This is a genomic window from Roseobacter sp. SK209-2-6, from assembly GCF_000169455.1.
Taxonomy (GTDB): Bacteria; Pseudomonadota; Alphaproteobacteria; order Rhodobacterales; family Rhodobacteraceae; genus Pseudophaeobacter.
In genome coordinates, this window is the sequence record NZ_AAYC01000011.1 from 119,359 (window position 1) to 133,275 (window position 13,917).

The 13,917-nt window shown below is 56.8% G+C and carries 11 protein-coding genes; 4 read left to right on the plus strand and 7 right to left on the minus strand.

Features of this window, described 5'->3' with window-relative positions; all coding sequences use genetic code 11:
- Positions 1 to 14: 14 nt before the first annotated feature.
- Genes RSK20926_RS16410 through RSK20926_RS16425 form a run of 4 tightly spaced genes read left to right on the plus strand, consistent with a single transcriptional unit; the run spans position 15 to position 3,914 of the window.
- Positions 15 to 1,106 carry an ABC transporter ATP-binding protein gene (locus tag RSK20926_RS16410; RefSeq protein WP_008208408.1) on the plus strand — a complete coding sequence of 364 codons (1,092 nt, stop codon included), beginning with the start codon at positions 15 to 17 and terminating at the stop codon, positions 1,104 to 1,106.
- Entirely contained in the window at positions 1,106 to 2,035 is a 930-nt protein-coding gene (locus tag RSK20926_RS16415) for an ABC transporter permease (RefSeq protein WP_008208409.1), read from the plus strand. The genes RSK20926_RS16410 and RSK20926_RS16415 overlap by 1 nt, the downstream gene beginning before the upstream one ends.
- 3 nt (positions 2,036 to 2,038) lie before the next feature.
- Positions 2,039 to 2,857, plus strand: coding sequence for an ABC transporter permease (locus RSK20926_RS16420; protein ID WP_008208411.1), 819 nt, complete (start codon positions 2,039 to 2,041; stop codon positions 2,855 to 2,857).
- Positions 2,858 to 2,876: 19 nt separating this feature from the next.
- Positions 2,877 to 3,914 (plus strand): extracellular solute-binding protein, encoded by a 1,038-nt coding sequence (locus RSK20926_RS16425; protein WP_008208412.1) that lies wholly within the window; start codon positions 2,877 to 2,879, stop codon positions 3,912 to 3,914.
- A 106-nt stretch (positions 3,915 to 4,020) separates the two neighbouring features.
- On the opposite strand, the gene RSK20926_RS16430 is transcribed toward RSK20926_RS16425, so the two are convergent.
- The 7 genes from RSK20926_RS16430 to RSK20926_RS16460 form a co-directional block, all read right to left on the minus strand.
- Positions 4,021 to 5,517 (minus strand): aldehyde dehydrogenase, encoded by a 1,497-nt coding sequence (locus RSK20926_RS16430; RefSeq protein ID WP_008208414.1) that lies wholly within the window; start codon positions 5,515 to 5,517, stop codon positions 4,021 to 4,023.
- A 341-nt stretch (positions 5,518 to 5,858) separates the two neighbouring features.
- On the minus strand, positions 5,859 to 7,607 hold the full coding sequence (locus RSK20926_RS16435; protein WP_008208416.1) for an AMP-binding protein: 1,749 nt from the start codon (positions 7,605 to 7,607) through the stop codon (positions 5,859 to 5,861).
- A 12-nt stretch (positions 7,608 to 7,619) separates the two neighbouring features.
- On the minus strand, positions 7,620 to 9,986 hold the full coding sequence (locus RSK20926_RS22580; protein ID WP_008208417.1) for an amidase: 2,367 nt from the start codon (positions 9,984 to 9,986) through the stop codon (positions 7,620 to 7,622).
- Between the two features lies 1 nt (position 9,987).
- Complete coding sequence (locus RSK20926_RS16445; protein ID WP_008208418.1) at positions 9,988 to 10,704, minus strand: ABC transporter ATP-binding protein; 717 nt, start codon at positions 10,702 to 10,704, stop codon at positions 9,988 to 9,990.
- Positions 10,697 to 11,734, minus strand: a complete 1,038-nt coding sequence (locus RSK20926_RS16450; RefSeq protein WP_008208419.1) for a branched-chain amino acid ABC transporter permease — start codon at positions 11,732 to 11,734, stop codon at positions 10,697 to 10,699. The genes RSK20926_RS16445 and RSK20926_RS16450 overlap by 8 nt, the downstream gene beginning before the upstream one ends.
- A complete protein-coding gene (locus RSK20926_RS16455) occupies positions 11,735 to 12,601 on the minus strand; it encodes a branched-chain amino acid ABC transporter permease (protein ID WP_008208421.1) in 867 nt (288 codons plus the stop codon).
- Positions 12,602 to 12,686: 85 nt separating this feature from the next.
- The gene (locus RSK20926_RS16460) at positions 12,687 to 13,907 is read right to left on the minus strand and encodes an urea ABC transporter substrate-binding protein (protein WP_008208423.1); all 1,221 of its coding nucleotides are present in this window, start codon (positions 13,905 to 13,907) and stop codon (positions 12,687 to 12,689) included.
- Between the last annotated feature and the right edge of the window lie 10 nt (positions 13,908 to 13,917).

Here is a 13,917-nt window from a genome sequence, read left to right on the forward strand (position 1 = left end):
ACAGGGAGGCGCACGTGCCACTAGACCGGGAAATCGCAATTGATGTGCGAAATGCGGTGAAACGCTATGGCGATTTCACGGCCCTCAAGCAAATCTCGCTTTCCATCATGGATAATGAGTTTTTCACGCTGCTCGGCCCCTCGGGCTGCGGCAAGACCACTCTGTTGCGGATGATTGCAGGGTTTGAGGATGTGACCCAAGGCGGGATCTATCTTTACGGGGATGAAATCGAGAACCTGCCGCCCAATCAGCGTCCGGTGAACACGGTGTTTCAGAACTACGCGCTGTTTCCCCATATGACCATTCTCGACAATGTGGCCTTCGGGCTAGAGATGCGCGGCAGCTCCAAGGCTGACGCGCGCAAACGCGCGGGTGAGATGCTCGAACTGGTGCAACTGTCGCAATTTGCGGCACGCAAGCCATCACAGCTCTCTGGCGGGCAGCAGCAGCGCGTAGCGCTTGCCCGCGCACTTGCACCGCAGCCAAAGGTTCTCCTGCTGGATGAACCCCTGTCGGCGCTGGATCTGAAGCTGCGCAAGGCGATGCAGCTGGAGCTGAAGCATCTGCAGCGCGAAACCGGGATCACCTTTATTTTTGTGACACACGACCAGGAAGAAGCCCTGACGATGTCGGACCGCATCGCGGTGATGTCTGCCGGTGAGCTGCAGCAGCTGGGGTCTCCGGTCGATATCTATGAGCGCCCGCACAACATGTTCGTTGCGGATTTCATTGGCGAAACCAATCTGCTGGAGGTTTCTGTCGACAAGATCGAAGCGGGCAGGGCGATTTGCCATCTGGGTGGCGGGCATGAGCTGACTTGCAATGAAGTCGCGGGTATCGGGGTTGGCTCAAATGTGCATATGTCGATCCGTCCCGAACGCCTGTTCATGTCCGACCAGCCGGCCGAAGGCGAAAGCCTGCATGGAAGGGTCAAAGAGAACATCTTTGTCGGCACTGATATCTCCACCATCGTTGCCCTCGACGAAGGGCCGGATTTCATCGTGCGCACCTCAAATTCCGACCGCGGCAACAAGCGCATCTTTGAACCGGGCACCGAGATGTTCATCAATATGGAGCTGGGGGCCGCGCGCCTCCTGGTGGACTGATGGCGGCGGGTGCAGCAAGCGGCGGCAGCGCAACCACCGACACCTACAAGGAGTCCCGGACCTGGCTGTTGATGCCGGCCTGGCTCACCCTCAGCATTCTGGTTCTGGCACCGGTCAGCATGATGCTGGTCTATTCCTTCCTGACCAAGGAATTTCGCGGTGGGGTGATCTGGGAGTTTTCCCTCGCAGCCTATGATCAATTCTTCTTTGATCGCGGATTGTTTGGCGATGAAGCGCCCAAGATCGAATGGACTTACATTTTGATCTTCTGGCGCTCCATCTGGCAGGCCGGAGCGGCGACACTCCTCAGCCTGGCGATTGGCTTTCCAACCGCCTATTTCATCGCCACAAGGCCAGAGCATTCTCGCCCGCTTTGGGTTTTCCTGATCACCATTCCCTATTGGGTGAACCTGCTGATCCGGACGGTCTCGATGAAGTTTCTCCTGCGCGATCAGGGGCCCTTCAATGACCTCTTGATCAGCATCGGTTTGATCGACAGCCCGCTGCATATCGTGAACACCAATTTTGCAGTGCAACTGGGGCTGTTCTACTCTTACCTGCCCTTCATGGTGCTGCCGATCTATGCGGCGGTGGAGCGTTACAATTTCTCGCTCAGCGAAGCGGCGGCGGACCTCTATGCCAGCAAATGGGTCACGCTACGGCGTATCCTGCTGCCTGCGGTGAAACCCGGTGTGATTGCCGGTTGTATCCTCGTCTTTGTCCCTTCGATGGGGTCCTTTCTGGCGCCGGATCTCCTGGGGGGTGCCAAGAACTTCATGATTGGCTCCCTCATTGAGGAACAGTTCAAGGGCAATGCGGGCAATTGGCCCTTTGGGGCCGCCGCTTCGATGATCCTGATGACCATGGTTCTGATCCTCCTGCTCATCTATGCGCGCCAGCAGGCCCGCGCTGAAAAGACGGAGGGCTAAGGGATGGCTGCTGCAAAATCCACCAGGTTCGACATCAAATCTTATCGCGGTTTCAAGAGCATTACCCTGCTGTGCCTCTTCATACTCTACGCCCCCTTGGTGGTGGTGACGATCTACAGCTTCAACGCTTCCAATTCGATCACCACCTGGGAGGGGGCCTCGTTCCACTGGTACGCGGATGTCTTTACCGGACCGGAAAGCGAAAAGTTCAAGTCAGCAGCCTTCAACAGTTTTGTCATCGCCATTGTGGCGGCAACCCTCGCCACCACAATCGCCACGCTGGCCGCCACCGGCATGGTGCGGGGTGGCAAGTTTCGCCTGCGCGCACTCTCCTTTGGTCTGATCAGCCTGCCGCTGATGGTGCCGGAAATCGTTACCGCTGTGGCCACGCTGATCTTCTTTAATTCCATCGGCTTTGACCGGGGCACCATGACCATTCTCTTGGCCCATACTGCCTTTTGCATCCCCTTTGCCTACCTGCCGATCTCGGCCCGGATGCAGGGGATCGAGGACAGCTATGAGCAGGCCGCGATGGATCTCTATGCGACCAAGCGGCAGGCCTTCACCAAGATCCTGCTGCCGCTGATGATGCCCGGCATCATATCCGGTTTCATCCTCGCCTTTATCGTCAGTCTGGATGATTTCATCATCACCAATTTCGTCAAAGGCGCCGGGGTAGAGACCCTGCCCACCGCAATCTTCGGTTCGGTCAAGCAAGGCATCAAGCCCAACATCATGGCGATTTCCACCATGCTGCTTGGGGTCTCGGTGCTGATGGTGACGATCAGCTACCTCGTCAGCAAATCCGACAACACAAAGTGAACAACACAGGGAGAAGACAATGAAAAACCTCATGAAGATCAGCACCGCTGCCCTGGCCCTGAGCCTGGGTGCCACCAGCGCAAGCGCCGAAGGCAATCTGGTGCTGTACCACTGGTTTGAATACATTCCGCAGGAGCTTTTGGACAAGTTCACCGCCGAGACCGGCATCAACGTCACCATGGACACCTATGACTCAAATGAGTCGATGCTGGCCTCGCTGAAGGCAGGCGCCATTGGCACCTATGATCTGGCTGTGCCCGGTGACTACATGGTCAAGATCATGGCGGGCGAAGGTCTGCTGGACACGATTGCAGACGGCGAGCTGGCCAACAAAGGCAATATTGCCAGAGAATGGGCCGATCCCAGTTTTGACCGAGGTCGTACGCATTCCATTCCTTATCAGTGGGGCTCAACCTCTTTTGCGGTGAACCGCGACGTTTATCAGGGTGATATCAATACTACCGATATCCTGTTCAACCCACCGGCAGAGCTGGCCGGCAAGATCAACATGCTGGACAGCCAGGGCGAAGTCATGGCGATGGCCTCGCTGCATCTGGGGATGGAGCAATGTTCAAATGACCGCACCCAGCTGAAAGACCTCAACGCGATGCTGACAGCGGCCAAGGCGAATTGGGCTTCGTTCAACTCCGACACCGCAAAAGAAGTGCTGGTGTCCGGCGATGCTGCCGTTGGCCAGATCTATGATGGCTTCTCTGCCAAGGCGCGTGAAGAAGGCGCCAATGTGGAATATGCCTTCCCGGTGCAGGGCTATGTGGTCTGGATGGACAACGTGGTGCTGCTGAAAGATGCGCCCAACCGCGAGAACGCGCTGAAGTTCATGGATTTCCTGCTGGAGCCTGAAAACATTGCCGCCGTGTCCAACTATGCTCGCTATGCCTCCGGAGTGAATGGCGTGGCGGATTTTGTCGACCCGGAATTGGCGAAACTGCCCGAAGGCAATCCACCTGTTTCGGCTGGTGCGCCCGTCTTTATTGAGGTCTGCAACGCTGAAACTCAGGCTGTTTATGACAAGATCTGGACCAATCTGAAGAAGTAACTCTCCTGAAGACCCCAACTGAAAACGGCCGCAGAAGTATCTGCGGCCGCTTTTTTTACTTTGGCAGGGAAGGGCAGGGCGATGGCACCGCCCGCCGTCGCGCAGATCACGTCCTATACTTGATCCAGGTGGTTTTCAGCGCTGTGTATTTGTCAAAGCTGTGCAGCGAGAGATCGCGGCCAAAGCCGGATTGCTTCATACCGCCAAAGGGTGTCTGCGCCGAAAGCGCATCCATGGTGTTCACCGATACGGTGCCGGCCATCAGGTTCTCTGCCACCCGGTGCGCCCGGCTGAGGTTGTCGGTCCAGACTGAGGCCGCCAGCCCGTAAATCGAGTCATTGGCCATGCGGACCGCCTCTTCTTCGCTGTCGAAAGGAATGATCGAAACCACGGGCCCAAAGATCTCATCCCGTGCCAGCGGGTCGGAATGATCGACATCGCAGAACACTGTGGGCTGCACGAAATACCCTTTGCCCCCCACGGTGACACGATTGCCGCCCTCGGCCAGGGTTGCGGTTTTCCTGCCTGCTTCGATAAAGCTCATGATGCCGTCCAGCTGACGTTCGCTGACAATGGCCCCCATCTTGGAGGCGGGATCCAGTGGGTCGCCCGGTTGCATCGCCTGGGCGCGGGCGATTATCTTGTCGGTAAATTCCTGCGCTATGCTGCGTTCCACATAGATGCGGGAATTGGCTGAACAAACCTCACCCTGATTGAAGAAGATGCCAAAGGCGGCCATATCCGCCGCGGCTTCCAGATCTTCGCAATCGGCAAAGATCAGGTTCGGACTTTTGCCGCCGGTTTCGGGCCAGACCTGTTTCAGGTTGGATTGGCCGGCATATTGCATGAACATCTTGCCAATCCCGGTGGAACCAGTGAAGGCGAGGCAATCCACATCCATGTGCAGTCCCAGGGCCTTGCCTGCGGTTGCCCCATAGCCGGGCACAACGTTGAATACCCCATCGGGCACCCCGGCCTCACTGGCAAGCTCCGCCAGCCGCAGCGCTGACAGCGGCGATTGTTCCGCCGGTTTCAACACAACGGAATTGCCAGCTGCCAGCGCTGCGGCAGCTTTCCAGGTGGCCATATCAAGCGGGAAATTCCACGGGGTAACGGCCCCCACAACCCCCAGAGGCACCCGTTTGACCAGGGCCAGATCACCGGGACCCGTCGGCGCAACCTCGTCATAGATTTTGTCGATCGTTTCTGCATACCACTGAAAGAAATGCGCCGAGCCAGGCGCATCGATGGTCACCGCATCAGAGACCAGCTTCCCCATGTCCAGACTGTCCAAAAGTGCCATCTCTTCCAGATTGGCCCGGATCAGGTCTGCCAATTTCAGCATCACCGCTTTTCGATCTCCTGGTGCCATGCGTGACCAGCGACCGTCTTCAAACGCCCTGCGCGCCACGGAGACCGCCAGATCGACATCGGCTGCATCGCATTCTGCAACGGAGGTCAGAACAGCGCCATTTGCCGGGTTTATACTTTCAAAGACCTTGCCGGATACGGAATTGACAAAGGCCCCGTCGATAAAAGCCTGATTACGAAGCCGCAACGCTGCAGCGCGCGCCTGCCAATCCTCACGCGTGTATTCAACCATGTTTCTCTCCTGCAAATTCTGGGTCCCTAGGCAGGCGCCGCGCGGCCCAACAGCGCAAAAAAGAGCTGAACAGGAAACCGCATCCGATGCGGAATGGGGATGTGCCGCAGCGCTCCAAGGGACCGAAATTGTGTTTCAACCTTCCGAAGAGAGGGTACAAAGCCCATGAGAAAGAGCATATAATCCCAAAGGGGTATCCTTTGGGGGGTATCTTTGGATTTGCATTGCTTTGAAGCACACCCATCACGCCCCCAACAGGGATGGAGGCGGGCGCTGAGTAAGGGGACCCTTTTGCTTTGCGGGGCTATGACCTCCTGCGGGTCGGTAGCCAGAACGTGGGGCTATCCAAGTATTTCCATCATTTTGTCTCGCATCACAAACTTCTGAGGCTTTCCGGTAATTGTCATGGGCAATTCGTCAACAATCCGGAAATGGCGCGGTATCTTAAAGTGGGCAATCTGTCCGTTTAGCGCGTTGCGAAGCTCCTCTTCGGTCAGATCCATGCCGGGTTTGGCGATTGCCCAGGCGCAGACCTCCTCACCAAAGGTCTCATCGGGAATACCAAAGACCTGAACATCGCTGACCTTTGGATGTCGCATCAGGTATTCTTCGATCTCACGGGGATAGATGTTTTCACCGCCACGGATAATCATGTCCTTCACACGACCCACGATGGAGCAGAAACCTTCTTTGTCGAAAACGGCCAGATCGCCTGTATGCATCCAGCCATCGACAGTGCTTTCGCCGGTTTTTTTCACGTCTTCCCAATATCCCTTCATGACCGAATAACCCCGGGTGCACAGCTCACCCTGCTGTCCGACAGGCACTATTTGGCCGTCCTGATCGATGATCTTGACTTCAAGGTGTGGGTGAACGCGGCCCACCGTTTCGCAGCGTTTGTCAGTAGGATCGTTGACAAAACTCTGGAAAGAAACAGGTGAGGTCTCGGTCATGCCATAGCAAATTGTGACCTCTTGCATGTTCATATCCGTGTTCACACGCTGCATGACCTCTACGGGGCAGGGGGCCCCGGCCATAATGCCGGTGCGCATATGAGAGAGATCACGCGGGTTTTTTCCCAGCTGTTCTAGCATCGCAACAAACATGGTTGGCACACCATAGAGGGCGGTGCATCGCTCTTTTGCCAGCGCGTCAAGTGTTTGCCCCGCATCAAAACCTTCGCCGGGGAAGATCATTGTCGCCCCTTTGCTGACCACGCCGAGGACCCCCATCACCATGCCAAAGCAGTGATAAAGCGGGACAGGGATAGCCAATCGATCCGTCTCCGTCAGGCCAATACGGTCGGTCACATAGCGCGCGTTATTGACGATGTTGTAGTGCGAGAGCGTGGCGCCTTTTGGCATCCCGGTCGTTCCAGAGGTGAACTGGATGTTGATGGCATCATCAGGCCCAAGGGTTTTGTCGATTTCCGGGATCCGTAGCTGCTGCGCCGGGCCACCAAGTTTGCGAAGTGCTTCGAACGAATAGGTGCCGTTGCCCGGTTGATCATCCATGATGATGACACTGCGCAGATGCGGCAGCTTTGCCGCGCGCAGATGTCCCGGGGCGCAGCTCTCAAGCTCGGGCGCGAGAGTGCGGATCATGCCCGCGTAGTCGGAGGATTTAAACGCCTTGGCCGCGATCAAGGCTCTGCAGCCAACCTTGTTCAAGGCGTACTCCAGCTCACCCAGGCGGTAGGCCGGGTTGATATTCACCAGAATAAGCCCAACCCGAGCAGTGGCAAACTGGGTGAGCACCCATTCAAAACGGTTGGGCGACCATATGCCGACCCGATCGCCCTTTTCCAAGCCCAGGGCCAGCAATCCGGAGGCCAGCTCATCAACCGCGCGGTCCAGGTCGTAGTAGCTCATCCGGATGCCCTGGTCATGGAAGACCGCTGCTTCTCTGGGACCAAATCGTGAGACGGCCTCCCGTAAGAGCTGGGGTATGGTGATATAGGCCAAGGGCGGAGACGTGGGGCCACGCACATAGGATTTGTCGTCTTGCGGGGCCGTGACGTTGTTATCGGCTTCATTGCCAACATCCCTGTCAGGAATACGCACTGCCAGACTTTCGCTCAGGATTGACATATCGTTCCTCCCTTACATGTTGCGCCAGTCGCCCGATTGCTCAAAGGCGTCCGCAGCCTGATAAATCTTCATCTCACCATAGTGCGGTCCAACCAGCATCATGCCGATTGGCAGGCCTTCACTCAGCCCGCAGGGAATGTTCATAGCGGGCAGGCCGCCGTTGAAGGGTGCGGTATTGGGAACCATTTCAAAGGCCCGCTGCACATAGAGGCTGAGAGAGCAGTCAGCAGGCGGGTGTGGCTGTGGTTTGATCGGAAGTGTTGGCATCAGCAGCAGGTCATATTGTTTCAGTGCGGCCAGGTAGCGTTCGTTGCAAAGCCGCATGATATTCTGGCCTTTGCCGTAGAACCTGCCACGATATTGCCGCTGGAAATGCTCGCCCACAAACATGCAGGCCTTAAGCGAATGACTCAGCTCATCTGCGCGCCCCTGCCATTGCGCCATATGGTCGGTCATCGAGGGCAGGAAGAGACCGCGGTAGTTGGTGCCGGTGGAATTGCCCCACATCATGCCGTCCTGCAGGCCCTCCAGCGTGATCGCTGTCCAAGCATCCATGGCGGTATAGTGCTCGGGAATGGAGACCTCTTCCACCCGCGCGCCCAGTTCGCGAAAGCGGTCTGCGGCCTGCATGACCTTTGCATCCACATCGGTTTCGGAGTTCTCATGCCCGAAGCCCTCTTTCAGAATGCCGATCCGCATTCCATGTGCGCCGCGTCCCAGTGCCTCGGTATAGCTATAGACCGTCGGTTTGTACTGACGCGGATCCAACCCGTCTTCACCGGCCAGCACCTCCAGCAGGAGTGCATTGTCGGCCACAGTGTTTGTCACCGGACCAAGGTGGTCAATGGTCTGTTCGATCGGCATCGCGCCTGTGTAGGGCACCAGCCCATGGGTGGGTTTCATTCCGTAGACGCCGCAATTTGACGAGGGAATACGGATCGATCCGCCTTGATCCCCGGCAATGGCCATATCGACCTCACCCGCGGCCACCAGTGCGGCCGACCCACCAGAGGAACCGCCTGCCATGTAGCCGCGTTTCCACGGATTATGGATTGGTCCCTTGGCATTGGTATGCGAGCCCCCCGATAGGCAGAAATTCTCACAATGGGCCTTGCCAGTGATGACGGCTCCCTCATCCAGCATCCGGGTTACGATTGTGGCGTCAATCTCGGGCGTGTAGCCCTCCATGATGGAGGACCCATTCATCATTGGAACGCCTGCAAGGCAAATCGTGTCTTTGAGGGCGATGCGTTTGCCGCGCAGTTTTCCATCCGGTGCGCCGCGCACTTCGGTTTTCACGTACCATGCGTTCAAAGTGTTTTCGGTCTGGGTTGGGAAATGGCCAGGGCTGCGCGGATAGCGGACCTCGGGCAGGTAGTCCGGCATCGCATCCAGGCGGTCATAGGCCTGCATATAGGGCTCGATGATTTCGCGGTATTCCTCCAGATCCTCATCTGACAGGTTCATGCCAAACCGGCTGGCCATATCACGCATCTGCGAAAGTGTCGGTCGTTTTACGGTCATGTTTGTCACCACGCTTGCGGCAGCCGGTTCTGTTGCGCTTGCTGCCTGAGGTTTTGTTTGAATTGTCGCTGCTGGCTGGGCCCCCGGTCGTCCGCTGTGGTTGCTGGCCTGTCTTCGGGTTGAGCGGGCTGCGCCAAAGCCAAGAAACTGGTCGACTTTGGCCTGGTCAGACAGGTCAGCTTTGCTGAGCTCCCCTGTTATGCGACCACGTTCCAGGACAAGGACCCAGTCAGAGAGATCGGAAATAAAGTCGAAGTTCTGCTCCACAAGCAGAATGGAAAGACCGCGGCTTTCACGAAGGGCAAGCAGTGTTTCACCCATTTCCTCAATGATTGAAGGTTGGATGCCCTCGGTGGGTTCATCCAACAGCAGGAAATCGGGGTCGCCCATCAGACAACGCGCCAGCGCCAGCAGTTGTTGTTCGCCGCCTGAAAGAGCGCCCCCTTCGCGATCCAACAGTGGGCGCAGGCGCGGAAAATCCGCTAGCACGGTTTCCATGACATCGCTTTCGGAGGCCCCGGCATATTCATGCCAGGCAAACCGCAAGTTGTCGCGAACAGTCAGCTGCGGGAAAATACCACGCCCTTGCGGAACATATCCCAACCCCAAACCGGCACGCTCAAAAGGTGACATCCCGGTGATGTCGGTTGCATGGAACCGAACCGTTCCGGAGCCCGCAGGCAAAAAGCCCATGAGCGTTTTCAGCAAGGTGGTCTTGCCCATGCCGTTGTGGCCCAAAATGCCCACAACTTCGTTTTCGGCAACTGCGAATTCGATCCCGTGCAGGATGGGCACCTTGCCATAGCCGCTTGAGATGCCTTTGACTTCGAGGATTTCTGTCACGTCGTCACTCATCTCAGGCCTTCTTTCCAAGGTAGACGTTGCGCACAGTGGGGTCGGACATGACCCTGTCCACATGATCTTCCATCAGTACTTTTCCTTGGTGAAATACTGTCACCATCTCAGCGATGGAGCGGATGAACTGCATGTCATGCTCGACGATGATGATCGCTGCGGTCTTGTTCAGCTCATGGATGATCTCTGTCATCCGCTCGACGTCTTCGGCGCTCATACCTGCTGCCGGTTCATCCAGCAGCACCAGCCAGGGATCACCAACCGCGACAAGGCCAAGCTCGACACGTTGCCTTTCGCCATGCGCCAACTGCCCCAGATCCGCCCGCGCAATCGAGCCCAGAGCCAAACGCTCGATGATTTCCTGGGTCTTGCGGTTGGCATTCCGAGGGGCGTGAAAGCGTCGCGCAGCCAGCCAGATGTTTTCAAACACACTTAGGGAGTCCATGACATTTGGTGTCTGTGTCTTAATGCCGACCCCAAGCGAGGCAATCTGATGCGGCATCCAATGAGTGGTTTCCACCCCGCGCATAATGACCTCCCCTTCGGTCGGGGTTTGCAAACCCGTCACGCATTTAAAGAAGGTGGACTTTCCGGCTCCGTTCGGGCCGATCAGACAACGCAGCTCCCGCGCACGCAGTTTGAAATCAACGTTGTTCGACGCGACCACACCGCCAAAGCGCATGGTAAGTCCATGGGTTTCCAGAACAACTTCAGCCATTGATCCGCTCCCGGTTTCTCATACGACGATGCTGAGGAATGCGTCCCAAGGGGCGGCGTCCAAAACTCACCTTCCATAGGCTTGCCAGGGCAGGGACAATGCCCCTTGGCAGGAAGAGAACAAAGAGAACCAGGATCAGACCGGTGATCAAAGTGTTATCAATCATCGTCTGCTGCCCCAAAAGGAACTTCAGATAGGCCAGGCCGGCAGCGCCAAGGACAGGGCCAAAGCGCGTTCCCAGCCCGCCAACGATGCACCAAATGATGATCTCAGCCGATTGGCCCAGTGAGAACAGGCTAGGAGTTACAATCTCCGACCAGTTCGCGAAGAGAGCACCGGCCAGCCCGGCAATGGCGGCTCCGGCGGCAAACAAAACGGTTTTTCTGGCGCGGACATCATAGCCCATCAGCGATATCCGGGTTTCGTTTTCACGAATACCAACTGCGACACGGCCAAAGCTTGATCTCAGCAGGGCTGACACAAGGAAGAAGACCAAAGCCAGCAGGATGGCGCAGACGTAGAAATAGCTATCGCCCCAGATGTAGTCGTCTGGGCGACCGGGGATATTCAAAGTCTGAAAGCCGGGGATACCGTTGAATCCGCCAAGGCGTGCGTCTCCGATCACATATTGTGGCCCAGCGGTGGAGTTGATGAACTTGAACAGGATCAGGGTGACAACCAGGGTAATTACCCCAAGGTAGACATCTGTAAGCCGACCATAGAACATCATCGCGCCCAGGAGTGCTGCGAAAACGGCTGGGACAAGAACCGCCAGGATCATCGGAACAGTGCTTTCACCGATGTTGATGGCCGCAATGGCGTAGGTATAGGCGCCCAGCCCGAAGAACGCGGCCTGGCCAAAGCAGAGGATACCACCAAAGCCCCAGATCAGGCCGAGGCTCAGCCCAAGCATCCCGTAGACGATCAAAACTGTGAGCGTGTAAGTGCTGATTATCAGGGGCATAACCCAGGTCAGGATCGCGGTGACAAGGATGATCGTGATAGCGTCTTTTGAAAGGCTCCCTGGCATCTAAAGCTTCCCTTTGAAAAACTTGGTGGTGATGCCTTGCGGCAGCAGGCGTAGCAGGACAACGGCGGCCAAAAGCAGTGCTACCTCTCCGATCACCGGGGAAATCGCGAAGGTGAAAACCTGGTTCACGATCCCGAAGAAACCGGCGCTGGAGAAGAGGCCAGCGATCAAGGACGGCCCACCAGCAATGACGGTGATGAAAGCTTTGGCGATATAGGCACCACCCGAAGTCGGCACGAGGCCAACCAAAGGTGCCAGGACAGCGCCAGCCAATCCTGATAGCGCAGAGCCGCAAAAGAAGGTCGCCATGTAGATGCGATCAGGGCTGTAGCCCAGGGCTGCTGCCATGTCCGAGCGCTGCATCGCACCCCGTGCGATCAGGCCGGCACGGGTGGATTTCAGGATCGTTAGCATCCCAACCAGCAAGAGAACTGCGACCACGATAATAAAGAAGTTGTAGCCGTTGATCTGGTAGTTCCCGATGGCAAAGCCGGGGATTGGCGTAGAGATTCCGGTAGTTGTATTGCCAAAGATCATCGTGGCGAGGCCAATGAAGAATAGGCTCAAACCCCAGGTTGCCAGCATCGTATCGACCAGCCGTCCATATAGATGGCGGATCACCAGCCGCTCGACCACCAGCCCGATAAGCCCCACGATAATTGGTGCAATCACCAGCATGGCCAGAAAGATGTTCACACCCAGGTTGACCGCAGTAATGGTTGCGTATCCGCCCATCATCATGAATTCACCATGGGCGAGGTTGATCACTTTCATCATGCCGAACACAACCGCAAGGCCCGCGCTGATGAGGATCAGCGAGGCGACTGCGTAGAGCATTTCGACAAGAATGATGACGGTTAAGTCCATGAGTATGTGTTTCCGTTGGAAAGACAGATGGCCCGATCAGGGGCGCGCGGGGCGTAGATGCCGCCCCGCCGAAAGCTGACTTTGATCAGATTTCGATTTCATACTGCGTGTTGTCATTCGGGTTGGCGGAGAGATCGCAGACGGCCTGCGTATCGATTGGCTGGCGCTGTGGCAGCGTCTCGATCACCTTCATGCCTTGGTTTTCGAATTCCATGATATGGACATCAAGAACCGCATGGTGCGTTTTTGGATCAACCGTGATCCTGCCTGCCGGACCCTCGACCGAGAGACCGGATTCCAGCGCTGCGATCAGGGCATCGCGATCCATAGACCCCGCCTGACGCAAGGCTTCGGCCCAGGTCAGCACGCCTTGATAGGTTGATACTGCGGTTTCATGTATCAGATTGCTGTCGCCATAGGCCGCAGCCCATCTGTCTTTGAAGGCCTTGTTGGCTGGGGTATCGAGCTCTTGGCTGTAGTTGTATGCGACCATGATGCCGTTGCCTTCTTCCGGGGTCAGAACCTTGTGTTCGTTCCCGACACCCAGTGTGGTTGAGGCTAGGGCAATGCGGTCTTTCATGCCGGCAGCGGCCCATTGACGGAAGAAGGAGAGATGCGCGCCACCTACCAGCGGTGCAATCACCAGATCGGGGCCAACGGACTGGATTTTGGCGATAGTGGAACCAAAGTCGCTGACATCCAGCGGGAAGAAATCGACACCCACAGTTTCGCCGCCATTGTCGGCTACAAATTTTTGGATCCAGCGTGCGGTGATCTGACCATAGTTGTAGTCGGCCGCAAGGATATAGACCTTTTTACCAGACTTAGCCATGGCGTAGGGCACCAGCGCCTCAACCTGCTGGGCAGGTGTGACCCCATTGATAAAGATGTTCCGATCGCAAACGCCGCCTTCGTAGAGCACATTGTAGAAATAGGGCGTCTTGGTCTTGCGCATGGTCTGGCGGATTGCCTCGCGCGAGGCCGAGAGAATGCCACCATGCACCACATCCACCTTGTTCTGGCGTGCCAGCTGCTGGCCATATTGCGAATAAAGCGCCATGTCAGATTGCGTGTCATATGCCACGACCTCAACCTGCTTACCTAGGAGGCCACCGGCTGCGTTGATCTCCGCCACCGCGAGCCGCATGGCCATGTCCATCGGCTTGCCGTAGGCATCAAAAATGCCAGAGGTGTCTAGGATCGAACCTAGCTTGATCGTGTCTGCGGCCATCGCCACGCGAGGTAGCATCGAAGCCCCGGCAAGAGCCGCTGTGCTGGCCAGAAAGTTGCGTCGGTTCAGTGACATATCAGTTCCC

Coding starts and splice junctions, on each gene's coding strand:
- RSK20926_RS16445 (WP_008208418.1), bottom strand. CDS start 10,704: ATGGCTGAAGTTGTTCTGGAAACCCATGGACTTACCATGCGCTTTGGC.
- RSK20926_RS22580 (WP_008208417.1), bottom strand. CDS start 9,986: ATGAGTGACGACGTGACAGAAATCCTCGAAGTCAAAGGCATCTCAAGC.
- RSK20926_RS16435 (WP_008208416.1), bottom strand. CDS start 7,607: ATGTCAATCCTGAGCGAAAGTCTGGCAGTGCGTATTCCTGACAGGGAT.
- RSK20926_RS16420 (WP_008208411.1), top strand. CDS start 2,039: ATGGCTGCTGCAAAATCCACCAGGTTCGACATCAAATCTTATCGCGGT.
- RSK20926_RS16425 (WP_008208412.1), top strand. CDS start 2,877: ATGAAAAACCTCATGAAGATCAGCACCGCTGCCCTGGCCCTGAGCCTG.
- RSK20926_RS16450 (WP_008208419.1), bottom strand. CDS start 11,734: ATGCCAGGGAGCCTTTCAAAAGACGCTATCACGATCATCCTTGTCACC.
- RSK20926_RS16455 (WP_008208421.1), bottom strand. CDS start 12,601: ATGGACTTAACCGTCATCATTCTTGTCGAAATGCTCTACGCAGTCGCC.
- RSK20926_RS16460 (WP_008208423.1), bottom strand. CDS start 13,907: ATGTCACTGAACCGACGCAACTTTCTGGCCAGCACAGCGGCTCTTGCC.
- RSK20926_RS16415 (WP_008208409.1), top strand. CDS start 1,106: ATGGCGGCGGGTGCAGCAAGCGGCGGCAGCGCAACCACCGACACCTAC.
- RSK20926_RS16430 (WP_008208414.1), bottom strand. CDS start 5,517: ATGGTTGAATACACGCGTGAGGATTGGCAGGCGCGCGCTGCAGCGTTG.